The sequence below is a fragment of the Vibrio sp. Vb0667 genome, from assembly GCF_033391095.1.
Genome location: NZ_JAWPOL010000012.1, coordinates 38,781 through 64,063, shown reverse-complemented (window position 1 = coordinate 64,063; position 25,283 = coordinate 38,781). Strand labels below are relative to the sequence as shown.

25 protein-coding genes are annotated in these 25,283 nt (G+C 45.4%); 19 read left to right on the top strand and 6 right to left on the bottom strand.

Going from position 1 to position 25,283, the window contains the following annotated elements; translation table 11 throughout:
- Positions 1-90 precede the first annotated feature (90 nt).
- From frsA to pgpA, 12 genes are all read left to right on the top strand, one after another.
- Positions 91-1,338, top strand: coding sequence for an esterase FrsA (gene frsA / locus R8269_RS13320; RefSeq protein ID WP_005381586.1), 1,248 nt, complete (start codon positions 91-93; stop codon positions 1,336-1,338).
- A 115-nt stretch (positions 1,339-1,453) separates the two neighbouring features.
- Positions 1,454-1,843 (top strand): sigma factor-binding protein Crl, encoded by a 390-nt coding sequence (crl, locus tag R8269_RS13315; RefSeq protein ID WP_005381584.1) that lies wholly within the window; start codon positions 1,454-1,456, stop codon positions 1,841-1,843.
- Positions 1,844-1,964: 121 nt separating this feature from the next.
- Positions 1,965-3,104, top strand: a complete 1,140-nt coding sequence (gene proB / locus R8269_RS13310) for a glutamate 5-kinase (protein ID WP_213906072.1) — start codon at positions 1,965-1,967, stop codon at positions 3,102-3,104.
- Between the two features lie 17 nt (positions 3,105-3,121).
- Positions 3,122-4,372: a glutamate-5-semialdehyde dehydrogenase gene (locus R8269_RS13305; RefSeq protein ID WP_054579047.1), complete on the top strand. Its 1,251-nt coding sequence runs from the start codon at positions 3,122-3,124 to the stop codon at positions 4,370-4,372.
- A gap of 206 nt (positions 4,373-4,578) precedes the next feature.
- Entirely contained in the window at positions 4,579-5,028 is a 450-nt protein-coding gene (gene nrdR, locus R8269_RS13300) for a transcriptional regulator NrdR (RefSeq protein ID WP_005381578.1), read from the top strand.
- A gap of 7 nt (positions 5,029-5,035) precedes the next feature.
- Positions 5,036-6,163: a bifunctional diaminohydroxyphosphoribosylaminopyrimidine deaminase/5-amino-6-(5-phosphoribosylamino)uracil reductase RibD gene (gene ribD / locus R8269_RS13295; protein ID WP_258477567.1), complete on the top strand. Its 1,128-nt coding sequence runs from the start codon at positions 5,036-5,038 to the stop codon at positions 6,161-6,163.
- 8 nt (positions 6,164-6,171) lie between these two features.
- Complete coding sequence (locus R8269_RS13290) at positions 6,172-6,825, top strand: riboflavin synthase (RefSeq protein ID WP_171344832.1); 654 nt, start codon at positions 6,172-6,174, stop codon at positions 6,823-6,825.
- 174 nt (positions 6,826-6,999) lie between these two features.
- Entirely contained in the window at positions 7,000-8,109 is a 1,110-nt protein-coding gene (gene ribBA, locus R8269_RS13285; protein WP_005381573.1) for a bifunctional 3,4-dihydroxy-2-butanone-4-phosphate synthase/GTP cyclohydrolase II, read from the top strand.
- Between the two features lie 169 nt (positions 8,110-8,278).
- The gene (ribE, locus tag R8269_RS13280) at positions 8,279-8,749 is read left to right on the top strand and encodes a 6,7-dimethyl-8-ribityllumazine synthase (protein WP_005381572.1); all 471 of its coding nucleotides are present in this window, start codon (positions 8,279-8,281) and stop codon (positions 8,747-8,749) included.
- Complete coding sequence (gene nusB, locus R8269_RS13275) at positions 8,749-9,216, top strand: transcription antitermination factor NusB (protein ID WP_005381571.1); 468 nt, start codon at positions 8,749-8,751, stop codon at positions 9,214-9,216. Before ribE ends, nusB begins: the two co-directional genes overlap by 1 nt.
- Positions 9,217-9,294: 78 nt before the next feature.
- On the top strand, positions 9,295-10,260 hold the full coding sequence (gene thiL / locus R8269_RS13270; RefSeq protein WP_318222558.1) for a thiamine-phosphate kinase: 966 nt from the start codon (positions 9,295-9,297) through the stop codon (positions 10,258-10,260).
- A gap of 91 nt (positions 10,261-10,351) precedes the next feature.
- A complete protein-coding gene (gene pgpA / locus R8269_RS13265) occupies positions 10,352-10,858 on the top strand; it encodes a phosphatidylglycerophosphatase A (RefSeq protein WP_031780838.1) in 507 nt (168 codons plus the stop codon).
- A gap of 46 nt (positions 10,859-10,904) precedes the next feature.
- On the opposite strand, the gene dxs is transcribed toward pgpA, so the two are convergent.
- From dxs to xseB, 3 genes are read right to left on the bottom strand one after another with little or no spacing between them, the layout of a single operon-like run.
- Positions 10,905-12,770, bottom strand: a complete 1,866-nt coding sequence (gene dxs / locus R8269_RS13260) for a 1-deoxy-D-xylulose-5-phosphate synthase (RefSeq protein WP_005381568.1) — start codon at positions 12,768-12,770, stop codon at positions 10,905-10,907.
- 20 nt (positions 12,771-12,790) lie between these two features.
- A complete protein-coding gene (ispA, locus tag R8269_RS13255; protein WP_042521208.1) occupies positions 12,791-13,675 on the bottom strand; it encodes a (2E,6E)-farnesyl diphosphate synthase in 885 nt (294 codons plus the stop codon).
- Between the two features lie 21 nt (positions 13,676-13,696).
- On the bottom strand, positions 13,697-13,939 hold the full coding sequence (xseB, locus tag R8269_RS13250) for an exodeoxyribonuclease VII small subunit (protein ID WP_005381566.1): 243 nt from the start codon (positions 13,937-13,939) through the stop codon (positions 13,697-13,699).
- A gap of 263 nt (positions 13,940-14,202) precedes the next feature.
- Here xseB and pomA point away from each other — a divergent pair, with 263 nt between their 5' ends.
- The 7 genes from pomA (at position 14,203) to rlmM (ending at position 21,097) form a co-directional block, all read left to right on the top strand.
- The gene (gene pomA, locus R8269_RS13245) at positions 14,203-14,964 is read left to right on the top strand and encodes a flagellar motor protein PomA (protein ID WP_258477568.1); all 762 of its coding nucleotides are present in this window, start codon (positions 14,203-14,205) and stop codon (positions 14,962-14,964) included.
- Between the two features lie 14 nt (positions 14,965-14,978).
- Positions 14,979-15,926 (top strand): flagellar motor protein MotB, encoded by a 948-nt coding sequence (locus R8269_RS13240; protein WP_258477569.1) that lies wholly within the window; start codon positions 14,979-14,981, stop codon positions 15,924-15,926.
- Positions 15,927-16,137: 211 nt separating this feature from the next.
- The gene (gene thiI, locus R8269_RS13235) at positions 16,138-17,586 is read left to right on the top strand and encodes a tRNA uracil 4-sulfurtransferase ThiI (protein ID WP_005383617.1); all 1,449 of its coding nucleotides are present in this window, start codon (positions 16,138-16,140) and stop codon (positions 17,584-17,586) included.
- 510 nt (positions 17,587-18,096) lie between these two features.
- Entirely contained in the window at positions 18,097-19,017 is a 921-nt protein-coding gene (locus R8269_RS13230; protein WP_005383616.1) for a transcriptional regulator GcvA, read from the top strand.
- Complete coding sequence (locus R8269_RS13225; RefSeq protein ID WP_005383614.1) at positions 18,998-19,621, top strand: alpha/beta fold hydrolase; 624 nt, start codon at positions 18,998-19,000, stop codon at positions 19,619-19,621. The genes R8269_RS13230 and R8269_RS13225 overlap by 20 nt, the downstream gene beginning before the upstream one ends.
- Positions 19,611-20,009 carry a DUF423 domain-containing protein gene (locus R8269_RS13220; protein WP_047010151.1) on the top strand — a complete coding sequence of 133 codons (399 nt, stop codon included), beginning with the start codon at positions 19,611-19,613 and terminating at the stop codon, positions 20,007-20,009. The genes R8269_RS13225 and R8269_RS13220 overlap by 11 nt, the downstream gene beginning before the upstream one ends.
- Positions 20,006-21,097, top strand: coding sequence for a 23S rRNA (cytidine(2498)-2'-O)-methyltransferase RlmM (rlmM, locus tag R8269_RS13215; RefSeq protein WP_017820611.1), 1,092 nt, complete (start codon positions 20,006-20,008; stop codon positions 21,095-21,097). Before R8269_RS13220 ends, rlmM begins: the two co-directional genes overlap by 4 nt.
- A gap of 108 nt (positions 21,098-21,205) precedes the next feature.
- On the opposite strand, the gene xni is transcribed toward rlmM, so the two are convergent.
- The 3 genes from xni to R8269_RS13200 form a co-directional block, all read right to left on the bottom strand.
- Positions 21,206-21,988, bottom strand: coding sequence for a flap endonuclease Xni (xni, locus tag R8269_RS13210; protein WP_138940417.1), 783 nt, complete (start codon positions 21,986-21,988; stop codon positions 21,206-21,208).
- Positions 21,989-22,046: 58 nt separating this feature from the next.
- Complete coding sequence (gene ppnN, locus R8269_RS13205) at positions 22,047-23,423, bottom strand: nucleotide 5'-monophosphate nucleosidase PpnN (protein ID WP_005383611.1); 1,377 nt, start codon at positions 23,421-23,423, stop codon at positions 22,047-22,049.
- 291 nt (positions 23,424-23,714) lie between these two features.
- Positions 23,715-25,280 carry a diguanylate cyclase gene (locus tag R8269_RS13200; RefSeq protein ID WP_318222557.1) on the bottom strand — a complete coding sequence of 522 codons (1,566 nt, stop codon included), beginning with the start codon at positions 25,278-25,280 and terminating at the stop codon, positions 23,715-23,717.
- Between the last annotated feature and the right edge of the window lie 3 nt (positions 25,281-25,283).

The window sequence follows — 25,283 nt, the reverse complement described above, 5'->3', positions numbered from 1 at the left end:
CGCGGTTAAAGAATATTGAGAAATGCCCCTTTATAGGGGCATTTTTTTTATTATGATATTAAATCATGCTAATAGCCTAGGGTTCTTCCTATGTCTGAAGACGTCAGTAAAAATCTTTCCGAAACTTTGTTCGTGAAACATAAGCAAGCAAAAGAAACCTCCGCGCTTACCCAGTACATGCCGACCAGTAAAAAAATACTTGATGAACGAGAAGCGCAAGGTGATCGTGCTTGGTATCGTCATTTGCGTCGCTTGCAATGGGCTTGGCAAGGATTGTCTCCGATCGAAATGGAAGGCGTACTGTCTAAAATTGCTTCATCTTCTCACTCGCGAACCAATGATGATTGGTTAGACACTGTAATGGGTTATCACAGTGGTAACTGGACATTTGAGTGGATCAAGCTTGGTATGGATCATCAGAAGCGAGCAAATGAAATGCAAGGAGAAGAGGCAGCGGATGAACTCTTCACTGCTTCTTTGTGTTTTAGTATTGCAGGCTACCCACATTTAAAAAATGACAATTTGGCATCGCAGGCTCAAGTACTGGCAAACAAAGCGTATTCTGACGGCGCAGAAAAAACTAAGTACACCATCAAGCAAATTGAAGTGCCTTACCAAAATCGCAAAATCATCGCGAACCTCCATTTACCAAGAACGGATAAACAGTTGCCTGTGGTCATGGTGAGCGCTGGTTTGGATACTCTACAAACCGACATGTGGCGTTTGTTCCGTAATCGTCTTGCACCGCGAGATATTGCGATGTTAACCGTAGACATGCCTTCAGTAGGGCATAGCTCTCATTGGCCCTTGACCGAGAATTCAAGTTGCCTACATCAAGCGGTATTGAATGAGCTTTACTCGCTACCTTGGGTTGATCATCACAAAGTGGGGTTAGTTGGGTTTCGTTTTGGTGGTAATGCCATGATCAGACTCTCTTTTGTCGAGCAGGAAAAGATCAAAGCTTGTGTCGCTCTAGGCGCACCCGTACATGATATTTTTACTTCCCCTCAGAAGTTACAAAAAATGCCGAAGATGTATTTAGATCTTTTGGCTTCCCGTTTGGGGAAAAATGCGGTTGATATTAATAGCATGGCTGGTCAGATGATGGCGTGGTCATTGAAGGTTCAGGGCTTCCTGAGCAGTCGAAAAACCAAAGTGCCTATTTTGGCTTTGAGTCTTGAAGGCGATCCAGTGTCGCCACACAGTGATAATCAACTTGTTGCTCTATTTAGCCAGTATGGTAGAGCAAAAAAAATCAGTTCCAAAACAATTACAAAAGGATATGAGCAATCCCTCGATTTAGCCATAAAGTGGCTAGAAGATGAATTATTAGGGTGACAATTCTCCTAAATTAGTTAAGAGTGATATATCTGAGCAAAAAATAAGCTCATGATAATTAAAAATAATAATCATTCTTGGGTGTTTACTTTTAACTATGAAAACGGAGATTCATATGTCAGAGACGACTCAGGGCCCGACTCACTTTCGCTTGATGTCAAAGTTGAAGGCGATAGGGCCTTACCTGCGCGAACCACAATCGCAAGAAGGGCGCTATTATTTTGATTGTTTATCTGTATGTGTAGACGACAAAAAATCGCCTGAGAAGCGTGAATTTTGGGGCTGGTGGATGGATTTGGAATCCATCGAGGGAGGCTTTACTGCTAAATATCATATTGGCAAGTACAACAAAGAAGGGCAATGGGTATCTGAAGCCCTTCCCAAAAAAGTGGTAGAGGAAGTGTATCTCACGCAGAGCACATTCCATCAAAAGCTGGTTGATACTTTAGAAGAACACTTCAAATTAGAAGTCGAATATCACACGGAGTCTTTCGATTTCGCTTAATTTGGTTGTTTTCATTTAATACCAAACAAAAAGGTGCGAAAACGCACCTTTTCTCTTGTTAATTCCCTATTTGATTGTTAAAACATCCTCTCTTTATTTGTTTTTCACTTCAGAAGACATCATGACAACGAATCAACAAAATGCAGTTGTTTCACAACCACAAACTGTCGTTGTGAAACTGGGTACAAGTGTGCTGACAGGCGGCACTCTGGCACTCGACCGTGCACACATGGTTGAGTTAGCACGCCAGTGTGCTGAGCTTAAAAAACAAGGCCATTCAATCGTAATGGTTTCGTCTGGTGCGATTGCAGCAGGCCGTGAGCATCTTGGTTACCCCGCATTGCCCAACGAGATGGCGAGTAAGCAGTTACTTGCCGCGGTGGGGCAGAGCCGCTTGATTCAAACATGGGAGTCTTTGTTTGGTATTTATGGTATCAAGATCGGCCAAATGTTACTAACCCGTGCCGATTTAGAAGATCGTGAGCGATTCCTTAACGCGCGTGACACTATTAATGCGCTCGTTGCGAACGATATTGTTCCTATCGTAAACGAAAATGATGCCGTTGCGACTAGCGAGATTAAAGTTGGCGATAACGACAACCTTTCCGCTTTGGTAGGCATTTTATGTGGTGCAGATAAGCTCTTGCTTTTAACGGACCAAAAAGGTCTGTTTACTGCTGACCCTCGTAAAGATCCGAACGCAGAGCTTATCAAGGAAGTAAAAACCATCGACGATACGCTGCGTAAAATCGCAGGTGGAAGCGGTACAACATTGGGTACTGGTGGTATGGCAACGAAGCTGCAAGCCGCAGACATCGCTCGCCGCGCAGGTATCGAGGTTATTATTGCTGCTGGTAGTGCGTCGAATGTTATCTTTGACTCTTTAAGTGCTGAACCTCAGGGCACGCGCTTCCTACCTTGCGCTGAAGCCTTAGAGAACCGTAAACGCTGGATTCTAGCGGGACCTGCGGCATCGGGCGACATCGTTATTGATGATGGTGCAGTCAATGCTGTGGTCGGCAAGGGCAGTAGCCTACTTGCTAAAGGGGTCATCAAAGTTAGTGGTGACTTCGCACGAGGCGAAGTGGCGCGTGTAACAAACGCTCACGGTAAGTTGGTGGCTCGTGGCATCAGCGCCTACTCAAGTGATGACCTAACTAAAATTACGGGTAAACACAGTAAAGATATCATCTCTATTTTGGGGCATGATTATGGCTCTGAGGTGATTCACCGCGATGATTTGGTCGTCATTCAGGAATAGAATTAGAGGGAAGCAAAGTGGATTTAACGAATATGGGTAAAGCTGCTAAAGATGCAGCTTTCGAATTAGCGACAGCGTCAACTGCGCAAAAGAACCAAGCATTAGCCATCATTGCTGATGAGCTAGAAGCAAACTCTGCTGCTATTTTGGCGGCAAACGCTAAAGACATCGAACTTGGCCGTGAAGCGGGTTTAACCGATGCGCTGCTCGATCGCCTTTTGCTTAATGAAGAACGATTGACTGCAATTGCGAATGATGTTCGCAACGTCATTAGCTTGAACGATCCTGTAGGCAGCGAAATAGACAGTAAGGTACTGGAAAATGGGATGTCACTGTCTCGTCGTCGTGTGCCGCTTGGTGTCGTGGGCGTAATTTATGAAGCGCGTCCAAACGTAACCATTGATATTGCAGCGTTGTGCTTGAAAACCGGCAACGCAAGTATTTTACGTGGTGGCAAAGAGACATTTTTCTCGAATATGGAATTAGTGAAGGTTATTCAGTCTGCGCTCGCAAAGGCGAACCTTCCAGCCGCTTCTGTGCAGTACATTGAAAAACCAGATCGTGAGCTTGTTTCTCAATTGCTTAAGTTGGACGATTACGTCGACATGATCATTCCACGCGGTGGTGCTGGCCTACACAAAATGTGTAAAGAAAACAGCACGATTCCGGTGATTATTGGTGGCTTTGGTATCAGCCATATCTTTGTCGACGAATCCGCTGATCTAAAGAAATCCCTGAATGTGGTTGAGAACTCTAAAGTTCAACGTCCATCTGCGTGTAACTCATTAGATACGCTGCTCGTGCATGAAAAAATTGCAGCGCAATTCCTACCAATGATCGTAGAGCGCATGAACGATAAAGTGACCTTCGTGACAGAGCCTAAGGCAAAAGCACTGATGGCTCAAGCAACACAAATTCGCGATGCTGTTGAAGGTGACTTTGATACGGAATGGTTGAGCTACACTCTTGGTGTAAAAGTTGTGTCTGATGTGAAAGATGCCATTGATCATATGCGTGTCCATAACGCGAGCCACTCAGATGCGATCATGACCAATAGCTTGGAAAACTCAGAGCTGTTCATCAATTCTGTCGGTTCGGCGGCGGTTTATGTGAATGCTTCAACGCGCTTTACAGACGGTGCGCAATTTGGCCTTGGCGCAGAAGTCGCAGTATCTACGCAAAAGCTACATGCACGCGGTCCGATGGGCTTAGAAGAGCTAACTAGCTACAAGTGGGTTGGTAAAGCGAACTACTTAGCACGCAGTTAACACATTCGACGAGATCTTGAGTGAAAAAGGGGCCTTTGCGCCCCTTTTTGTTTTGTCTAACATACCAATTCCGCTACACTACATGAGCTTTTATTTCGGTTTGAAAGCGTTATACCCAAATAGCTTTAATAGAGTCCGTATAACCATAAACGCGTGGTTATCCGTGATTGCTCATGAGGTTATTTTGGTATAGATATGGAGGTGATATGCATTGTCCTTTTTGTTCCGAGAACGATACCAAAGTTATTGATTCCCGCTTAGTGGCTGATGGCCATCAAGTTCGACGTCGCCGTCAGTGCTTGGCGTGTAGCGAGCGTTTCACTACGTTTGAAAGCGCAGAGTTAGTGATGCCTAAAGTGATCAAATCGAATGGCAACCGTGAACCATTTGATGAAGATAAAATGGTTGGCGGTATTCAACGCGCTTTAGAGAAACGCCCAGTGAGTGCCGATTCTATAGAGTTAGCGATCAGTATGATCAAATCACAACTGCGTGCGACGGGTGAGCGAGAGGTTCCGAGTGAAATGATTGGTAATTTAGTCATGGACCAGCTCAAAGAGCTCGATAAGGTGGCTTACATTCGTTTCGCTTCCGTTTACCGAAGCTTTGAAGATATTCGCGAGTTTGGCGAAGAGATTGCCCGCCTAGAAGACTGAGTAGCTCATGACTCAACACACTCCTGAAAGAGCGTTTTCTGATTTAGATTTCGCCATGATGTCACGAGCTATTAAGTTAGCGAAACGTGGCATTTATACCACCGCCCCTAATCCAAATGTAGGGTGTGTCATCGTTCGTGATGAAGAAATTGTCGGTGAAGGCTATCACCATCGTGCTGGTGAGCCGCATGCCGAAGTGCACGCGATGCGCATGGCGGGTGAAAAAGCGGTTGGTGCAACCGCTTATGTGACGCTAGAACCTTGCTCTCATTACGGCCGTACACCGCCATGTGCCGAAGGGCTGATTAAAGCCAAAGTGGCACGTGTGGTTTGCGCCATGGTAGACCCAAACCCGAAAGTTGCAGGTCGCGGCATCCAGATGTTGCGTGATGCCGGAGTTGAAGTACAAATCGGCTTGTTAGAGCAAGATGCCCTTGCCCTTAACCCTGGTTTTATAAAGTACATGCGCACAGGCATGCCGTTTGTTCAATTAAAAATGGCAGCCAGTTTGGATGGGCAAAGCGCACTCAATAATGGTCAGAGCCAATGGATCACCTCCCCAGCGGCCCGCCAAGATGTGCAGCGTTATCGAGCGATAAGTGGTGGCATTCTTTCTACTAGCAAAACGGTGATTGATGATAATGCATCACTCAATGTGCGCTGGGATGACTTACCTAATAGTGTTCAAGCGCAGTATTTACAAGAAGAGCTTCGTCAACCAGTACGTGTAATCTTAGACCGTCAGAACCATTTAACTGATGCGCTCAAGCTGTTCCATACCGATGGAGAACGAGTTATTGTTCGCTCTGATGGAGACTGTATCCCTCTATTGGACAGCGCTCACCAAATTGACTTATCAACGACATTAAAACGTATCTCGGATGAGCACCACATCAATCACTTATGGGTTGAAGCTGGAGCTACGCTAGCGAGTGCGATGATAAAGGCTAATCTTGTAGATGAGCTCATTGTTTACCTTGCGCCAAAACTCATGGGCAGCGATGGTCGGGGGCTTATCGGTGCTTTAGGGTTAAGCGCTATGGCTGACGTCATAGATTTAAACATTACAGACGTTCGTATGGTTGGGGTAGACATTCGCATCACCGCCACCATAAAACGTAATGAAATTAGATAAGAAATAGTATGTTTACAGGAATAGTAGAAGCAGTTGGCAAGTTAGCTGCGATTACGCCGAAGGGCGAAGACATCACCGTCACGGTTGAAACGGGTACGCTTGATATGTCAGACGTTAAGTTAGGCGATAGCATTGCGACCAATGGTGTTTGCTTAACGGTAGTTGACTTCGGAAGCCACTATTACAGTGCTGATCTGTCCTTAGAAACCTTGAAGAAAACTGGGTTTGCTGAATACCAAGTAGGCGATAAGGTGAATGTAGAAAAAGCCATGTTGCCAACAACGCGATTGGGTGGACATATCGTTTCTGGCCATGTCGATGGGGTTGGTGAAATTGTCGAACGCAATTCAGTTGGCCGTGCGATAGAGTTTTGGGTTGCAATGCCTGCGGAAATTAGCAAGTACGTTGCAGAGAAAGGCTCGATTACTGTTGATGGTATTAGCCTAACCGTCAACGACTTACGTAAAAATGCTTTTAAGCTGACGATCGTTCCTCATACGAGTGAAGAAACTACGATTGACCAGTTTCAAGTGGGGCGCAAAGTCAACTTAGAAGTTGATGTACTTGCGCGTTATATGGAGCGTTTACTGCAAGGACAACAAGAAGATAAGGCCGAGTCTCGTATCACGATGGACTTTTTACAGCAAAACGGTTTTGCATAAGTCTTGGGAGTGGCTGCGTGAGGCATGCGATAAAGAGCAGACTCACAGAACACCGCGAGATTCATTGACTTGCTTAATGCAAAGCTCAAACTATTGACCTAACTAAGCATTCACTGCAACGTAATTTTTCATTGCTGTCGCAATAACAAATTTAGAATAACGGGATAACAGACTATGCCAATCAGTACGCCACAAGAAATTATTGATGATATTCGCGCGGGCAAAATGGTCATCCTAATGGATGATGAAGACCGCGAGAATGAAGGTGACTTGATCATGGCTGCCGAGCATATTACGCCGGAAGCCATCAACTTTATGGCAACCTATGGCCGTGGCCTGATTTGTTTAACCATGACCAAAGATCGTTGCGAAAGTCTAGGTCTGCCACCAATGGTGCAAGACAATAATGCGCAATACACCACCAACTTTACTGTTTCGATTGAGGCAGCAGAAGGGGTAACGACTGGTATTTCAGCCGCAGATCGCGCACGTACCGTTCAAGCAGCAGTCGCGCCAAACGCTAAAGCTGCGGATTTGGTGCAGCCTGGTCACATCTTCCCTCTCGCAGCTCAAGACGGCGGTGTACTGACTCGCGCAGGTCACACTGAAGCTGGCTGTGATTTGGCTCGTCTTGCTGGTTTAGAGCCAGCATCGGTGATTGTTGAGATCTTAAATGACGACGGCACGATGGCTCGTCGCCCAGATCTAGAGATCTTTGCAGAGAAGCACGGTATTAAATTGGGCACTATTGCCGACCTAATTGAGTACCGCAATAACACTGAGACAACGATTGAACGTGTGGCAGAGTGCAAGTTACCGACAGAGTTTGGCGAGTTCACGTTAGTCACGTACAAAGACACCATTGATAACCAAGTGCACTACGCAATGTGCAAGGGCGATTTGAAAGAAAAAGCGCCACTGGTTCGCGTTCATCTTCAAGACGTTTTTACCGACTTACTACGTAGCGATCGTAATGCAGAGCGCAGCTGGACACTAGATAAGGCAATGAAACGCATTGGTGAAGAAGGCGGTGTGCTGGTTGTTCTTGGCCATGAAGAATCGACCGATCTACTTATTCATCGCGTGAAGATGTTCGAAGCGCAAGACAAAGGTGAAGCCCCAACGCTTGCTAAAAAACAAGGCACGTCTCGCCGTGTTGGCGTTGGTTCACAGATTCTTGCGGATCTCGGTGTACATGATATGCGTCTTCTGTCATCGACCAACAAAAAGTACCACGCGTTAGGTGGTTTTGGTCTGAACGTTGTTGAGTACGTCTGCGAGTAACAACCGAACAATAAGTTCCTAGTCTTTGACGTGCTTAACTCGTCAATGGCTAGGAACCAGTGATTTGCCTCCAATTTCCATTAGATATTGCTCACAAATTTGTGCTAGAATCCGGCGATTCTCACTTGATGAACATATTTCACTTATAAATAGAGTTAAAGGAAAGCTTATGAAAGTGATCGAGGGTGGCTTCCCAGCGCCAAATGCAAAAATTGCTATCGTTATTTCTCGTTTCAACAGTTTTATTAACGAAAGCCTACTTTCTGGTGCGATCGATACACTAAAGCGTCACGGACAAGTAAGCGAAGACAACATCACGGTTGTGCGTTGTCCAGGTGCCGTAGAACTACCTCTAGTAGCTCAGCGTGTTGCTAAAACTGGCAAATTCGACGCTATTGTTTCTCTAGGGTCTGTTATTCGCGGTGGAACGCCTCACTTTGACTATGTTTGTAGTGAAATGAACAAAGGTCTAGCACAAGTGTCTATGGAATTCAGCATTCCAGTAGCATTTGGTGTTTTGACTGTTGATACGATCGATCAAGCGATTGAACGCGCAGGAACCAAGGCTGGTAATAAAGGTGCAGAGGCTGCACTAAGCGCACTTGAAATGATTAATGTACTATCTGAAATTGATTCCTAATGGGGGCCAGTGTGAAACCAGCCGCACGTCGTAACGCACGTCAATTCGCTCTACAGGCGATCTACTCATGGCAAATTACTAAAGAGAATGTTGCCAAGATTGAAGAACAGTTTTTGTCTGGCGACAAATACGATGAAGAAGAACTTCATGCATCTGAGCCAGCGCTTGCTGCTCCAGAGACAGACGTAGCTTACTTCCGTGAACTATTAAGCGGTGTTGTACTTAGCCACGCTGAGCTAGATAGCAAAATTCGTCCATACATCTCTCGTCCTATGCAGGATTTAGATATGATGGAACTTGCTCTTCTTCGCCTTGCTATGTACGAGATGACTCGTCGCGAAGATGTTCCTTACAAAGTTGTTATCAATGAAGCGATTGAACTTGCAAAAGTTTTCGCAGCAGAAGATAGCCACAAGTTTGTGAATGGTGTACTTGATAAAGCAGCACCTCACATTCGTAAGAAATAACGATTTCTTCAATGAAAAGGTCAGCACATGCTGACCTTTTTTGTATCAAAAGCTTTTACATCAAAAAGTAAGTGAATTATGTCTGGTGAATTTAATCTGATAGACAAATACTTCGTCGGTCGTCAGAGCCAACGTAAAGATGTCCATCTAGCCGCTGGTGATGATTGCGCTTTGGTCAAAGCGCCAGCTAATGTTCAGATTGCGATTAGCACGGATACATTGGTAGCTGGAACGCATTTCTTAGCCGACGCGAACCCAGCATGGGTCGCACACAAAGCATTGGCTTCTAACATCAGTGATTTGGCGGCGATGGGCGCAACGCCTGCGTGGGTGAGCTTTGCATTAACGATGCCTGAGTCAGATGAAGAATGGCTTGCACCTTTCTGTGATGCATTTTTCGAACTGGCTGATTACTATGGTATTCAGTTAATAGGCGGTGATACCACCAAAGGCCCATTGTGTCTGACACTGACGGTGCAAGGTTTTGTACCTGAAGACAAAGCGCTCACGCGATCCGGCGCCAAGCCTGGGGATTGGGTATACGTAACGGGAAACCTTGGCGATGCAAAAGCTGGCTTGGATGTGATTCTAGATGACTCTCTGCGCAGCAGAGCCGGCGCGGAAGCACTAGAGCGAGCTCATTACCTTAGTTCTCCGCGTGTGCTTGCTGGACAAGCTCTTGTTGGCCTAGCCTCTTCGGCGATAGATATTTCAGATGGTTTAATCTCTGATATTAAGCACATTTTACAGCGATCTCAGGTTGGGGTGAGTATTGATGTCTCTCAGCTACCGATCTCTTCAGAATTAGTCCAGTTTTTAGATGATAAGATCAGCGCGCAGCAGTATGCTTTAGCAAGTGGCGAAGAATACGAGTTGTGTTTTACCGTGCCGGAGCAAAATCGAGGCTCGTTACAAAGCGCTTTATCTCATACTGGCTGTAAGGTCACATGTATTGGTCAAATCCGACCAAATGGAACCTTCGAGCTGCATGATAACAATCAACCACTTGATTGGGACTTAAGTGGCTTCGACCACTTTAAATGATCTGAGCTAAGCTCTAGCCAAGAGCCTGTTACTATTGAGCAACTCACAGGCATGACGATTGAAACCAAACTAGCAGTATAGGTTTAAGGATATGACCAACCCTCTTTCTCTGATTTCATTAAAGAACCCGTGGCATCTATTGGCGACGGGTTTTGGCAGTGGATTATCCCCGTTTATCCCTGGAACAATGGGCACACTGGCGGCCGTGCCTTTCTTTTTGTTGTTGGCACAATTACCATTTACGGCGTATGTCATTGTTGTTCTGATTTCGTGTGTGATCGGCATTCAAATATGCCAAGTGACGTCTGCAGACATGAAGGTGCATGATCATGGTTCAATCGTATGGGATGAGTTTGCAGGCTTTTGGATTACGATGAGCATTGTACCTGCACTGAATATTCCACTCACTGAATGGAAGTGGTTGATCACTGGCTTCATCTTATTTCGTTTTTTCGATATGGTAAAACCTTGGCCAATTGGGTGGCTAGATAAGCGAGTTCACGGTGGGCTGGGTATTATGGTTGATGATATCGTGGCGGGAGTTATGGCCGGTGTTGCCCTGTTTCTAGTCGCAAAATATGCGGGCTGGATGAACTAAACACTGAACGTAAAAAAGGGATGCTATGAACATCCCTTTTTACATTCTATTTTGCTAAATAATCCAAGATGGATTTTTCAATTCCTTTTGCATCGAGACCAAGCTCTTCATGCAGTTCATCTTGTGTTCCCTGATGAATAAACTCATCTGGTAAACCTAGGTTCAACACAGGTTTAATGATTTTATCTTTCATCATGAACTCAACGACACCAGCACCAGCACCACCCGCGATAACATTTTCTTCTAACGTCACGAGCACGTCATGATCTGCGGCTAATTGACGAATTAATGCTTCATCGAGCGGCTTCACAAAGCGCATATCAGCAACAGTGGCGTTAAGGTATTCTGCCGCTTCTAGCGCGTTACCCAAGAAAGTACCAAAGCTCAGAATAGCAACTTTTTCACCTTGGCGAACCATGCGCCCTTTACCGATTTCTAACGCCGTAAACTCAGTTTCGATTTCTACGCCCATGCCGCTACCACGAGGGTATCGAACCGCACTCGGGCCAGAATGCTTATGGCCAGTGTAAAGCATTTGTCGGCACTCGTTTTCGTCACTTGGCGCCATGATCACCATGTTCGGAATACAGCGCATAAAGCTCAAATCGAACGCACCTTGGTGAGTTTGACCATCTGCGCCAACGAGACCTGCGCGGTCGATCGCAAACATCACTGGTAAGTCCATGATCGCGATGTCGTGGATCAATTGGTCATAACCACGTTGCAAGAAAGTCGAATAGATAGCAACGATTGGATGATCGCCCGCAATTGCCATGCCTGTTGCCAGTGTTACAGCGTGCTGCTCAGCAATCGCCACATCAAAGTATTGGTCTGGGTACTCTTTTGAGAAACGCACCATACCCGAGCCTTCGCGCATCGCTGGCGTAATTGCCATTAGCTTAGGATCTTGGGCCGCCATGTCACATAAAAAGTCACCGAAGATCTTTGAGTAAGTTGGCTTACCGCCACTGCTCTTCGGCAGACAATTATGCGTTGGATCGAATTTAGGAACACCATGGTAGCCGATAGGATCTTTCTCGGCAGGCTCATAACCTTTGCCTTTCTTGGTCATGATGTGTAGGAACTGAGGACCTTTGAGCTCACGCATATTTTTCAGCGTTTTGACGAGTTCATTGACGTCGTGTCCATCAATCGGGCCAATGTAATTAAAGCCGAACTCTTCGAACAGAGTACCAGGCACTACCATGCCTTTTAGGTGCTCTTCCGTACGGCGAACCAACTCTTTAATAGGTGGGACACCAGACAGCACTTTCTTGCCGCCTTCACGGATAGAAGTGTACAAGCTGCCAGAAAGTACTTTCGCAAGGTGGTTATTCAGGGCGCCGACGTTTTCTGAAATCGACATTTCGTTGTCGTTCAAAATCACCAACATATCAGGATGAACGTCGCCAGCGTGGTTCATGGCTTCGAATGCCATGCCTGCTGTAATTGCGCCATCACCAATCACACTGACGATTTTGCGACCTTTACCTTCTTTTTGTGCGCTGATGGCCATGCCAAGACCTGCACTAATCGATGTCGAAGAGTGGCCGACAGATAAGGTGTCATATTCACTTTCTTCACGCCAAGGGAAAGGGTGTAGACCATCCTTTTGGCGAATTGTTGGCATTTTATCGCGACGTCCGGTGAGGATTTTATGCGGGTAAGCCTGATGACCAACATCCCAGATCAATTTGTCGATAGGGGTGTTGTAAACATAATGCAGAGCGACAGTTAGCTCCACGGTGCCTAAGCCAGACGCTAAGTGTCCGCTAGATTGGCTCACTGAATTTAGCAGATACGTTCGCAGTTCATCACACAGATTTGGTAATGTTTCTTTCGGAAGAAGACGTAATTCTTCCGGTGTATTTGCTAACGCCAGTGTTGGGTACTTTGAAATATCAAGAGTCATATAAATGCGCGCTTATAGTGTTAATTTTTGCGCTCGATGACATATCGGGCGAACTCTTCGAGTAACTGAGTATTGTATGGGATAGCTTCCAATGCTTGAAGTGCTTCCTGTAACAGAGTGTGAGCTTTCTCTATGGCTCCCTCTAAACCCAGCAGGGAAGGATAAGTGCTCTTATTCAGACCTTGGTCGGAACCTTGAGGCTTACCCAGTGTTTCTGTGTCACTGATGATATCAAGAATATCGTCTTGAACCTGAAACGCCAAACCAATTGCTTTTGAGTAGCGCTCCAAGTGAGGTAGAACCTCGATACCTTTCTCACCAGCAGCTAATGCACCTAATTTTACCGCACAATCAATCAGAGCTCCGGTTTTTTTACGGTGTATCTCTTCCATTTCTTCAAGAGAAACTAGGCGATTTTCCGCGCCTAAATCTAAGGCTTGCCCTACACACATGCCGCTGGCACCAGAGGAATGCGCTAAGGCTTTGATCATATTGATGCGTTGAGCTTCTGCCGCCGAGCTTAATTGACCATCAGAAATAATAGTGAAGGCAAGAGTTTGTAGTGCATCACCTGTCAGTATTGCGGTTGCTTCATCAAACTTAATATGACAAGTTGGTTGACCTCGACGCAGTTCATCATCGTCCATGGCTGGCAGATCATCATGAATGAGTGAGTAGGCATGTATACATTCGATAGCAGCGGCGGGGGTGTCTAAGTCTTCAGGTTTACAGCCGAGCATTTGACCTGTGATGTAAACAAGAAAAGGGCGAACGCGTTTCCCACCTAGCAAAAGGCCGTATTTCATTGCTTGAATCAATGGCTGCTCTTGATATGGAAGCTGATCGAGCCACAAATTCAATTGCTGATTGTTTCTTTGTTGAAAAGACGTCAATGTCTGTTGCATCACATTGCTCACTACTGATTGTTATTCTGAATCTGGTTTGAAGTCACTCAGTGGTGCTTCATCATCTTCACTAAGAAGAATGCTCACGCGCTGTTCGGCGTCGCTTAATTTAGTTTGGCCTGCACGAGCTAAGGCAATGCCTCGTTCAAACTTACGCAGGGCATCATCTAGAGCAAGATCGCCATTTTCTAATTGATCAACCAAGCTATCAAGCTCTTCAATGGTTGCTTCAAAGGTCATGTTTTCTGGTTTCTTGACCGCCATCTTTTTTCTGCCTTAATCAAGCCTCGGGTAAGATGCACGAAAGTTACCTTAGCCTAGTAACTTGGTCAAATTTAACCTTATATAATTGTCACAAAATTAGCGTTCAACGAGTCTAAGCGATGAAACCCCATATTTTGGTTGAGGTTGTTAAGTGTAATTTGTGATCCATTAGCTAAGATTTTTCTAAAAATTCTGCGCGAGTTGTCGATACAGGTAATAATCCGCCCAATGGCAGTATTTGAGTATAGCGTGAGGAGTGCTTTGTGGATTTAGCAACCCTATTAGGTTTGATTGGTGGTTTTGCATTCGTCATTATGGCGATGGTGCTTGGTGGCAGCATCGGCATGTTTGTCGATGTCACGTCGATCCTTATTGTCGTTGGTGGCTCAATATTCGTCGTGTTGATGAAGTTCACAATGGGACAGTTTTTTGGTGCGACAAAGATTGCTGGCAAAGCCTTCATGTTTAAAGCGGATGAACCCGAAGACCTGATCGCAAAAATTGTGGAAATGGCCGACGCGGCACGTAAAGGTGGTTTTCTTGCTCTTGAAGAGATGGAAATAAACAACACATTCATGCAGAAAGGCATTGATCTACTGGTTGATGGCCATGATGCCGACGTTGTGAGAGCGGCACTCAAAAAAGACATCGCGCTTACGGATGAACGACATACGCAAGGTACTGGTGTATTTCGCGCCTTTGGCGACGTTGCTCCTGCGATGGGAATGATTGGCACCTTGGTTGGTCTTGTTGCGATGCTTTCAAACATGGATGACCCTAAAGCGATTGGACCAGCAATGGCCGTTGCACTCTTGACCACATTGTATGGCGCGATCCTGTCCAATATGGTGTTTTTCCCTATTGCGGATAAGCTTTCTCTTCGCCGTGACCAAGAAACGCTAAATCGCCGTTTGATCATGGATGGCGTATTAGCGATTCAAGATGGCCAAAACCCGCGAGTGATCGATAGTTACTTGAAGAACTACCTCAATGAAGGTAAACGTGTCCTTGAGATTGACGAGTAACTTGGAGAGTCGTGATGGATGATGAAGATAACAAATGCGATTGTCCGCCACCTGGCCTCCCGTTATGGATGGGGACATTCGCAGATTTGATGTCGCTACTGATGTGTTTCTTTGTTCTTCTGCTCTCGTTTTCTGAGATGGATGTACTGAAGTTCAAACAAATTGCAGGATCAATGAAATTTGCCTTCGGTGTGCAAAATCAGCTTGAAGTGAAAGACATTCCCAAAGGCACTAGCATTATTGCCCAAGAGTTTCGACCGGGTAGGCCGGAACCTACTCCGATTGATGTTATCATGCAGCAAACCATGGACATCACTCAGCAGACGCTTGAATTCCATGAAGGAGAGTCTAATCGAGCTGGTGGCACAAAACGTGATGAAGGCAAGTTAACGGGTGGGCAATCGCCAGAAACGTCAACTCAAAACAATGAGTCTGCCGAAGCGGACATGCAACAACAGCAATCTAAAGAGATGTCGCAAGAGATGGAAACCTTGATGGAAAGCATCAAGAAAGCCTTAGAACGAGAGATTGAACAAGGCGCCATTGAAGTTGAAAACCTCGGTCAGCAGATTGTTATACGTATGCGTGAAAAAGGTGCATTCCCAGAAGGTTCGGCCTTCTTGCAGCCTAAGTTTCGCCCTTTAGTTCGTCAGATTGCAGAGCTAGTAAAAGATGTGCCAGGCATTGTTCGAGTATCTGGCCATACAGACAATCGACCGCTAGATTCGGAACTTTATCGTTCTAACTGGGATCTCTCTTCTCAGCGCGCAGTATCAGTCGCGCAAGAGATGGAGAAAGTGAGAGGCTTCTCTCATCAACGTTTAAGAGTACGAGGCATGGCGGATACGGAGCCCTTGTTACCGAATGATTCTGATGAAAATCGCGCGCTTAACCGACGGGTTGAAATCAGCATTATGCAAGGCGAGCCTCTCTACAGTGAAGAAGTGCCGGTAATTCAATAACTAGGCTTTAGTTTTAAGTCAGTAAAGAGATAAGAAAGCGAGCAGATTGCTCGCTTTTTTTGTTTTTCCAATCCGCTTGGGTGTATAATCTTGCGCCTTAAAAGTGAGCTCAGACTACTTTTTGTGACTGAAACGCGGTTTTACTGCGTATGAAGTATTGAAGTTGAGTGTCACTCTTTGTTGATTGCGAAACTAACCTGCGAATTAGACTATGAAATTTATTGTAAAGCCCCATCCAGAAATTTTTGTAAAAAGTGAATCTGTGCGTAAGCGCTTCACAAAGATTTTAGAGTGCAACATTCGTAACATCATTAAGAGCCGCACGGAGTCTGTCGCGGTATTTAACCGTCGTGATCACATTGAAGTGACCTCTGAGAGTAACGAATTCCACGCTGAAGTTCTTGAGGTTTTGACTCATACACCAGGTATTCACCACGTACTGGAAGTGAAGCAAACTGAATTTAAAGACTTGCACGATATCTTCGAGCAAGTACTAGAACTCAACCGTGCTGCACTCGAAAATAAAACCTTTGTTGTACGTGCGAAGCGTCGCGGCAAGCATGACTTTACCTCTATTGAACTAGAGCGTTATGTAGGCGGTGGTTTAAATCAAGCGATTGAAAGCGCTAGTGTTAAGCTACGAAACCCAGACGTGACGATCAAGGTAGAGGTCTCGAACGACAAGCTAAACCAAGTATTGTCTCGTCATAAAGGCCTAGGTGGTTTTCCTCTGGGTACGCAAGAAGACGTGTTAAGCCTGATCTCGGGTGGTTTCGACTCTGGTGTTTCAAGCTATCTTCATATCAAGCGTGGTTCAAAAGTACATTACTGCTTCTTTAACTTAGGTGGTCCAGCACACGAAATCGGCGTTAAGCAGGTTTCTCACTACCTATGGAACAAATACGGTTCTTCAGCAAAAGTACGTTTTATCTCAGTTGATTTCGAGCCTGTGGTTGCGGAAATCCTAGAGAAAGTCGATGACGGCCAAATGGGCGTGATCTTGAAGCGTATGTTCATGCGTGCAGCAGGCATGATCGCTCAGAAGATGAAGATCGAAGCATTGGTAACAGGTGAAGCGCTAGGTCAAGTATCGAGCCAAACGCTAACCAATCTACGCCACATCGACAACGTAACAGACACGCTGATTCTGCGTCCACTTATCAACTGGGATAAAGAAGACATCATCAATCTAGCACGTGAAATCGGCACAGAAGATTTCGCGAAGACAATGCCAGAATACTGTGGTGTTATCTCTAAGAAGCCAACCGTGAAAGCGGTGAAAGGCAAGCTAGAAGCTGAAGAAGAGAAATTCGACTTTAGTATCCTTGAGCAAGTGGTTCAAGAAGCTCGCATGATGGACATTCGTGATATCGCGAAAGAGTCTGAGCAAGCCGCACCAGAAGTAGAGCAAGTTCAAGCGGTAGAAGAGCACGCGGTTGTGCTAGATATTCGTAGTCCTGAAGAGGAAGACGATAACCCACTTGAAATCGAAGGTGTGGATGTGAAACATATCCCTTTCTACAAGCTGGGTACACAGTTTGGTGACTTAGACCAGTCTAAGACATACCTACTTTACTGTGACCGCGGTGTGATGAGCCGTCTGCAAGCGCTTTACTTGCAAGAGCAAGGCTTCAGCAACGTAAAAGTTTACCGTCCATAGCTGACTGATAAAATACGTTAAAAGGCGCAAATTGAGACATCAATTTGCGCCTTTTTTGTTTTTGATCGCGTTACAGACAACCATTACTTAGCATAATGTTGAGGCTTATCGCAAAGCCATACACTTTGTGTTGATATAACGATAATTAATCCGAAAGAAGAGTAATAAAGTGATATTGCTGCCAGATATGCGGATGAGATTTTTGATAGATAAAAAAACACCGCCTAATTTAGGCGGTGTAACAAATTTGACAGACAGGTCAAAAATAAATACAGGAAGTATATGTTTTGTCACAGGGAGTGTGGACAAAACATTATGGTAGAAATCTACCTAACTCGAAATACGAGTTTGCAAACACAACATCGCAACAACGAAGCCAATTGATTTCCAAAGAAATCAAGCCGTTCAGGCCCGTGTTGCGGGGTGAAATATAGAATTTATCTGGCTGTTCGACAACGGACATTTTATAATGTTTCAGATTAAAAAAACTAATCCTATTAGAGGTCCCATATGTCTCGCAGATTGCCTCCATTAAATTCGCTTCGAGTCTTCGAAGCGGCTGCTCGTCATCTCAGTTTTACACGAGCAGCAGAAGAGTTATTTGTTACTCAAGCCGCGGTCAGTCACCAGATTAAAGCGCTTGAAGAGTTCTTATCATTGAAGCTCTTCCGTCGACGTAATCGTTCTTTGTTGTTAACAGAAGAAGGCCAAAGTTACTTTCTCGATATCAAAGATATTTTCACCTCGATTGCGGAAGCGACAGATAAGGTGTTGGAACGTAGCGAAAAAGGGGCATTGACGATTAGCCTACCGCCGAGTTTTGCTATCCAATGGCTTGTACCTCGTTTGGCCGATTTTAATGCTCAAGAGCCCGATATCGATGTACGTATTAAAGCCGTAGATATGGATGAAGGCTCACTGACTGATGATGTTGATGTGGCGATCTACTATGGCCGTGGGAACTGGCCAGGTTTGCGAGCAGATAAATTGTACCAAGAGTTTTTGATCCCACTTTGTTCACCTTCATTACTTTTGGGTAACAAACCATTAGAATCTTTAAGTGACCTCAAATTACATACTTTGTTACACGATACTTCGCGTAAAGACTGGAAGCAGTTTGCTCGTCATTACAACATTGAAGGCATCAACGTAAACCACGGTCCTATTTTTAGTCACTCAACGATGGTGCTACAGGCTGCTGCGCACGGTCAGGGGGTCGCGCTCGGTAACAACGTACTCGCCAAACCTGAAATGGAAGCCGGACGACTCATTGCACCATTCGACGAGGTGTTGATATCTAAGAATGCATTCTATGTGGTGTGTCATGAACAGCAGGCAGATATGGGCCGAATCGCAACGTTTAGAGACTGGATGTTAGCAACCGCGAGAAAAGAACAAGAGGAAGTATTGGATGAATCACTGGATAGCTGAGGGACCTGAAAACGGACCGCTGTTTATTTTTGCTCACGGCGCAGGTGCGGGGATGGAGCATGATTTCATGACAGCGGTCGCCAAAGGATTAGTGGAGCAAGGTATTCGTGTAGTGCGTTTTAATTTCCCTTACATGGTGAAACGTTCGGAAGATGGCAAAAAGCGTCCGCCCGATCGCGCGCCAAAGTTGCTCGAAGCATACAGCGAAGTGATCGCTCACTTTACTTCTTCTCCCGTGGTTATTGGTGGTAAGTCAATGGGCGGTCGTATGTCGAGCTTGTTGGCTGAAAATGAGCTGGTGGCGGGCATTGCCTGTTTAGGGTTTCCATTTCACCCGCCAGGAAAGCCAGAGAAATACAAAGGCGAGCACTTAGCAACCATTGAGAAACCTACGCTGATTCTGCAAGGGGAACGAGACACCTTTGGTAAGCGTGAGGAATTCGATGATTTCGTCCTTTCGTCACAAGTAACGGTGAGCTTTTTACCTGATGGTGACCACAGCTTCAAACCGCGCAAGATCTCAGGTCATACTGAAGTGGGTAACATTGCACTCGCGATAGAGCAGTTAGCGGCGTTTATAAAAGAGGTGTACAGTGAAAAGTAAGTGGTTACTCTCATTCTCTGGTTTGTCTGGGCTGCTTTCGGTCGCTCTTGGAGCATTTGCTGCTCATGGGCTAAAAGCGACACTGGCCCCTTATTTGCTCGGTGTATTTGAGACCGGAGTTCTGTATCAATTTATTCACACGTTGGCGATTGTGTTTTGTGCCATTCTGCTTCTGCTCAATTTGGGACAAAAAGCACAAAAGTATTTTTTCATTGCGGCGATTTGCTTTATTATCGGCATCTTTTGTTTTAGCGGCAGTCTTTACGCGCTGGCGCTGACGGGCATTAAGTGGTTTGGGCCAATTACTCCTGTAGGAGGGTTGCTGTTCATGATTGGTTGGTGTCTGTTCTTTTTTGCTGCGTTCAATATCAAAGAGGTCTCCAAGTGAAACAACTAATGCTCTATTGCCGTTCTGGCTTTGAGAAAGAGTGTGCTGGTGAAATTCAGGACAAAGCGACACAGTTGGAAGTGTATGGCTTCCCTCGTGTGAAGAGAAACTCAGGTTATGTTGTCTTCGAGTGTTACCAAGATGGAGATGCCGACAAACTTGCGAGAGGTTTAGACTTTAAGTCTTTAATTTTTGCTCGACAAATGTTTGCGGTAGCAGCTGAGTTTCAATCGTTGCCAAGTGATGACCGCATTAGTCCAATTTTGAATGAACTAGCAGACATTGAAGCATTCCCTCGTTGTGGTGATTTGAGAATTGAAACGCCAGATACAAATGAAGCGAAAGAGCTACTGAAATTCTGCCGTAAGTTTACCGTCCCAATGCGTCAAGCGTTGCGCGGCAAAGGCTTAATGCTGAACAAAGATAACGCGAAAAAACCAGTACTGCACATTTGCTTTGTTGAGCCTGGCCACTGTTACGTTGGTTACTCTTACACTGACAACAACTCACAGTTCTTCATGGGTATCCCTCGCCTTAAATTCCCAGCAGACGCTCCAAGTCGTTCAACACTTAAACTGGAAGAAGCATTTCATGTCTTTATTCCACGTGAAGAGTGGGATGAGCGTTTAGCACCAGGTATGTGGGGTGTGGATTTAGGTGCATGTCCAGGCGGTTGGACGTACCAATTAGTGAAGCGCTCAATGTTCGTTCACTGCGTTGATAACGGCATGATGGCAGACAGTTTGATGGAAACTGGCCAGATCAAGCACCATATGGTGGATGGTTTTAAGTTCGAACCAGACCGCAAGAACGTAACATGGATTGTTTGTGACATGGTGGAAAAGCCAGCTCGTGTTGCTCACCTGATGGGACAGTGGCTGTTAAAAGGTTGGGCAAAAGAGGCCATCTTTAACCTTAAGCTGCCAATGAAAGGGCGTTATGACGAAGTGCTGCAAGACCTTGAAAATCTGAAGCAGTTCCTCATTGATAATAAGGTAAAGTTCAAGCTACAAGCTAAACATTTGTATCATGATCGTGAAGAAATCACGATTCATATCCAATGTCTGTCGAATATTTCACCTTACTAACTTTATTCCCCGAGTCTTTTGGGAATAGTGATTAGAATAGAAAAAGCGCCTTCAAATGGCGCTTTTTTAATATCTGAGTGTTTCATGGTGTGAAACTACCATCGGGCACTACTCCGCTTTGTTTGGCCCTAAAAAGCGAATATCTTGCAAGTTAAAGCCTAGTTCTATATCGCACTTTAAAGCGGCGACGAGTTTACATAAACGAGCAGACTCAATGTGCTCATCCAATTTTTTACGGTATTTCGGTACGAGATCTTCACTAGCGTAGGCAGCTTCAATACTCTCAAACTGAGTGAGAATCTCTTTCGCTGCTTTCGGGCCAATTCCAGGTACGCCCGGAACCTGGCTAGAGCTTATCCCTGTCAATCCCCAGTAATCCGCTAGTTGACTTGGTTTTACGCCGAACTCTTTTTCGATAAATGGTTCATCTAACCAACGATGTTGGAAATAATCACGGATTTGTAGGGTAGGGGAAAGTAGCTGGCAGTAACCTTTGTCTGTGGAAACGATGGTGACTTTTTCACCATGGCTGGCCACTTTCGTTGCGAGTGTAGCAACCAAATCATCTGCTTCATCGCCTTCAGACAGCAATGAATCAATACCTTGCTCCCACCACGCTTGTTGAATCGCATCTAACCCTTGCAGTAGTGGCAGAGGCATTGGTTTTCGGTTTTGCTTATAGTCAGGGAGAATTTCAGCGCGCCAACCTCTGTCTTGTTCGTGGTGATCAAAAACTGCGATGATGTGTGTCGGGTTGGCCTCTGACAGAATGCGAGTGAGGGTTCTTTGCGTTGTGGTTATGGTTCTTGCTATGTCGGTTGGATCTGGTTGTGCTGAGTGCACTCGGCGGATCAGGTTTAGGGCATCAATGATAACAAGATGAATAGACATAATGACTTAGCAATAAAAAAGGGGCGTAATGCCCCTAGTGTAACGAATGCTAGCCTGACTATCGACCACCAATTTCCGGGTGAGCGATTCGATAACACGGTTCGTAGTCTGAACCGCCAGGTAATTTCATTCGGTGCTGTTCGACAAAGTCTTTTAGCAACTTATCGAGTTTTTTCATGAGGACTGCGTCGCCATGAATGGTGAAAGGCCCTCTACGTTCTATTTCTCGAATGCCTTCAGCCTTTACGTTACCTGCCACTATGCCAGAGAAGGCTTGACGCAAGTTGGCCGCTAAAACTTGCGGTTCTTGATCTAGGCTTAAATCCAATTGTTCCATCGACTCATGAGTAGGCTCGAATGGCAGTTGGAAGTTTGGCTCAATTTTCAATGACCAGTTAAAGCTGTACGCATCGCCTTTCTCTTTTCGGTGAAGGCGTACCGAGTCCATGGAGCGTTTCATAATACGAGCGACTTCTGCCGGGTCGTCAATGATGATCTCGTAGTGCTTTTGCCCTTCCTCACCAAGTGTGTCGCGAATGAACTCATCAATAGAGCGGAAGTACTCTTCACTCTCTTTTGGTCCTGTTAATACGATAGGCATTGGCTGATCGGCGTTATCCGGGTGCATCATGATGCCAAGAATGTACAGTAGCTCTTCCGCTGTGCCCGGGCCACCTGGGAAAATAACGATACCATGAGCCATACGGACGAAGGCTTCCAAGCGCTTTTCGATGTCGGGCATGATGACCAGTTCATTTACTATTGGGTTTGGTGGCTCGGCCGCAATAATCGAGGGCTCGGTTAAACCAAGATAACGTTGCTGAGTATAACGTTGCTTTGCGTGCCCAATCGCTGCACCTTTCATCGGCCCTTCCATTGCGCCAGGGCCGCAACCTGTACAGATGTTAAGTTCACGCAGGCCCAGTTCGTTACCCACTTCACGTGTGTACTGATACTCCACTCCATTGATAGAGTGACCACCCCAACATACGACAAGATTCGGTGCGATACCTGGAGTTAATGCTCTGGCATTACGAAGAATGCCGAACACGAGGTTCGTAATGTGAATTGGGTTAGTAAGGTTGAGCCGCTGGGCGTCTGCCAAATGCATGTTTACGTAAACGATATCACGCAATACGGAGAACAGATGCTCTTGGATACCTTTAATTATTTCGCCGTCAACAAAAGCGTGCTCTGGCGGATTAGTCAGTTCAAGCTTAATACCACGCTCACGACGCACGACGTTGACATCAAACGATTGGTATTTATCGAGCAGTTCTTTCGAGTTATCGGTATGGCTACCGGAGTTCAACACCGCTAATGTGCAATTACGGTACAGCTGATAAAGTTCACTCGAGGCTGTGTTCTTTAAGCGCTCTACTTCTAGTTGAGATAGCAAGTCCATGCTACCAGCGGGGCTTATATGGGTAATCATAACGCCTCCTTGTGTTGCATTAATTTGAGGGAAAGTACCAACTTACCTTTTTGGTGTTATACGTATGGTTTGATGAAAGGTAGTTGGCCGATTTGGTTTTATGGTTATCAACTCCCAAGCAACCTCAAGATGATACATTTGCCTTTTATAAATACATCATCTTGAAGTGACTTGGGTTTTTACAGCTTAGCAGACTAAAAGGGAAGAAATGTGATAACTCGTTGAAAATGGGTGGTTATAAAGCGTAGATTGCACCAAATTTGGTTTGTTTGCTCGCTTTTTGTACGAATCTTAGCTCCAGTTAAGCTGGTTTGTTCCACGTTTTTTAGCGTCCGCAAGCATCTTGCCAAGACGATCGAGCACATACTCTGGCGTATCGGACTCTTTGAAAGACGTCGATACAGCAGCTAAGGTAATCATGATATTTTGCTCACGGAACTTAAAGGGTAATTGGCTAATATCACGCTGGATATGCTTAATCAGATCCAGTGTGTATTCTTCAGATTGTTCCGGGACGAGTAGAATAAACTCCTCGCCACCAAAGCGAGCTACTGTTTCCGTTTCTGATACGAGCTTGTTAATAGTACGAGCGATGATCTTCAGCGCTTTATCGCCAGCCGTATAACCATAGCTATCATTCACCGCTTTGAAGTTGTCTACATCAAATAGCACAACACGAAGGTTTTGCTGAGAGCGAATCCAACGGCGATACTCTAGCTCTAGTCGATCGTTAAATGCAGTGCGGTTATAAACTTTAGTCAGCGGGTCGAGCAACATACGCTGAGCTTGGTCATCTAAGCGTCGACGATAATCTTGCGTAGTTTCAAATACCGCTTCGAGTTGGTTCTTACTGTAACTTAACCGCTCTTGCAGCGCTTGCTCTCGCTCTTCCGTCATTTTCAATCGCTCTGTCAGCGACGCCATTTTTTCGAGAAGAGGCGTGATTTCTTTTTTCACAACCGCGATATCTTGAGCTTGATTAAGTGACTTTTGGCTTAATTCAACCAAGCTGTTCATTTCTGTGTTGAGCTCTTGGCGGTGTTCAAAGTAGGTATGATGCTGGTCGACGTTCTGATGAACGGTTTTTAGGTTACTTGCGAGAGAAGTGTTCAGCTGATCAAGGAATTGGCTAGACGCCTCGCGCTCGAACTTTGTTGCTTCGACAACCAATTTCAGCGTTGAGAGCGTAAGCTCAATGAGAGACTCGGCACTCACGCCAAGGAGCAACTTAGCGCGAATATCCAGCAATCTATCGCCTGATTCTCCCTCGAAATCCAGCTCTGTAATAGTATGTTGAAGGTCGCTGGCCAAGCATTCAAGTTGAGATCTGTCAGGATTGTTTTCAAATTCACTAAGATGTAGACGTGAATTAGACGTGATGATTTTCAGAGCGCGTTCGTAAATACTCAGTAGCTTAGTGGCTTGATCAGCTTTATTGCTGGCGTGAACTTCAGAGAAACTCATCAGGTTCCGTAGTTCACGTTTTAACTGCGCAGGTAAGCCAGTGACACGTTGCAGTGTTTCACCACTGTGCTTGATTTGTTCGTCAAGGTAACCGTTCTGTTTATCCATCGTCTTCGACTGCTGTTTGAGCATCCTCTCTAATACCGCTAAACGCGGGATAAGAGTGCTGATATCTTTTTGATGTTGCAGCTCTTGTTGGATTTCAAATAGGTAGTTGGATACCTGAGTATTCGAACCCTGGCAAGCTGAAGACAATGATGCCACAACGCGTTTAAGAACTTGTTGTTCACGTTTGAATTTGAGTGAAGTATCACGATGAGTCAGTCTGAGTTGGTCAAGTTGACAACTCAGCTGATGCAGCTGCGACTGAATATCGGATTCCAAGATTCCCATGAA

What these genes read in the sequence shown, in the direction of transcription:
- frsA (WP_005381586.1), top strand. Translation starts at nt 91, where the DNA reads ATGTCTGAAGACGTCAGTAAAAATCTTTCCGAAACTTTGTTCGTGAAA.
- crl (WP_005381584.1), top strand. Translation starts at nt 1,454, where the DNA reads ATGTCAGAGACGACTCAGGGCCCGACTCACTTTCGCTTGATGTCAAAG.
- proB (WP_213906072.1), top strand. Translation starts at nt 1,965, where the DNA reads ATGACAACGAATCAACAAAATGCAGTTGTTTCACAACCACAAACTGTC.
- nrdR (WP_005381578.1), top strand. Translation starts at nt 4,579, where the DNA reads ATGCATTGTCCTTTTTGTTCCGAGAACGATACCAAAGTTATTGATTCC.
- ribD (WP_258477567.1), top strand. Translation starts at nt 5,036, where the DNA reads ATGACTCAACACACTCCTGAAAGAGCGTTTTCTGATTTAGATTTCGCC.
- R8269_RS13290 (WP_171344832.1), top strand. Translation starts at nt 6,172, where the DNA reads ATGTTTACAGGAATAGTAGAAGCAGTTGGCAAGTTAGCTGCGATTACG.
- ribBA (WP_005381573.1), top strand. Translation starts at nt 7,000, where the DNA reads ATGCCAATCAGTACGCCACAAGAAATTATTGATGATATTCGCGCGGGC.
- ribE (WP_005381572.1), top strand. Translation starts at nt 8,279, where the DNA reads ATGAAAGTGATCGAGGGTGGCTTCCCAGCGCCAAATGCAAAAATTGCT.
- nusB (WP_005381571.1), top strand. Translation starts at nt 8,749, where the DNA reads ATGGGGGCCAGTGTGAAACCAGCCGCACGTCGTAACGCACGTCAATTC.
- thiL (WP_318222558.1), top strand. Translation starts at nt 9,295, where the DNA reads ATGTCTGGTGAATTTAATCTGATAGACAAATACTTCGTCGGTCGTCAG.
- pgpA (WP_031780838.1), top strand. Translation starts at nt 10,352, where the DNA reads ATGACCAACCCTCTTTCTCTGATTTCATTAAAGAACCCGTGGCATCTA.
- dxs (WP_005381568.1), bottom strand. Translation starts at nt 12,770, where the DNA reads ATGACTCTTGATATTTCAAAGTACCCAACACTGGCGTTAGCAAATACA.
- ispA (WP_042521208.1), bottom strand. Translation starts at nt 13,675, where the DNA reads ATGCAACAGACATTGACGTCTTTTCAACAAAGAAACAATCAGCAATTG.
- xseB (WP_005381566.1), bottom strand. Translation starts at nt 13,939, where the DNA reads ATGGCGGTCAAGAAACCAGAAAACATGACCTTTGAAGCAACCATTGAA.
- R8269_RS13240 (WP_258477569.1), top strand. Translation starts at nt 14,979, where the DNA reads ATGGATGATGAAGATAACAAATGCGATTGTCCGCCACCTGGCCTCCCG.
- thiI (WP_005383617.1), top strand. Translation starts at nt 16,138, where the DNA reads ATGAAATTTATTGTAAAGCCCCATCCAGAAATTTTTGTAAAAAGTGAA.
- R8269_RS13230 (WP_005383616.1), top strand. Translation starts at nt 18,097, where the DNA reads ATGTCTCGCAGATTGCCTCCATTAAATTCGCTTCGAGTCTTCGAAGCG.
- R8269_RS13225 (WP_005383614.1), top strand. Translation starts at nt 18,998, where the DNA reads ATGAATCACTGGATAGCTGAGGGACCTGAAAACGGACCGCTGTTTATT.
- xni (WP_138940417.1), bottom strand. Translation starts at nt 21,988, where the DNA reads ATGTCTATTCATCTTGTTATCATTGATGCCCTAAACCTGATCCGCCGA.
- ppnN (WP_005383611.1), bottom strand. Translation starts at nt 23,423, where the DNA reads ATGATTACCCATATAAGCCCCGCTGGTAGCATGGACTTGCTATCTCAA.
- R8269_RS13200 (WP_318222557.1), bottom strand. Translation starts at nt 25,280, where the DNA reads ATGGGAATCTTGGAATCCGATATTCAGTCGCAGCTGCATCAGCTGAGT.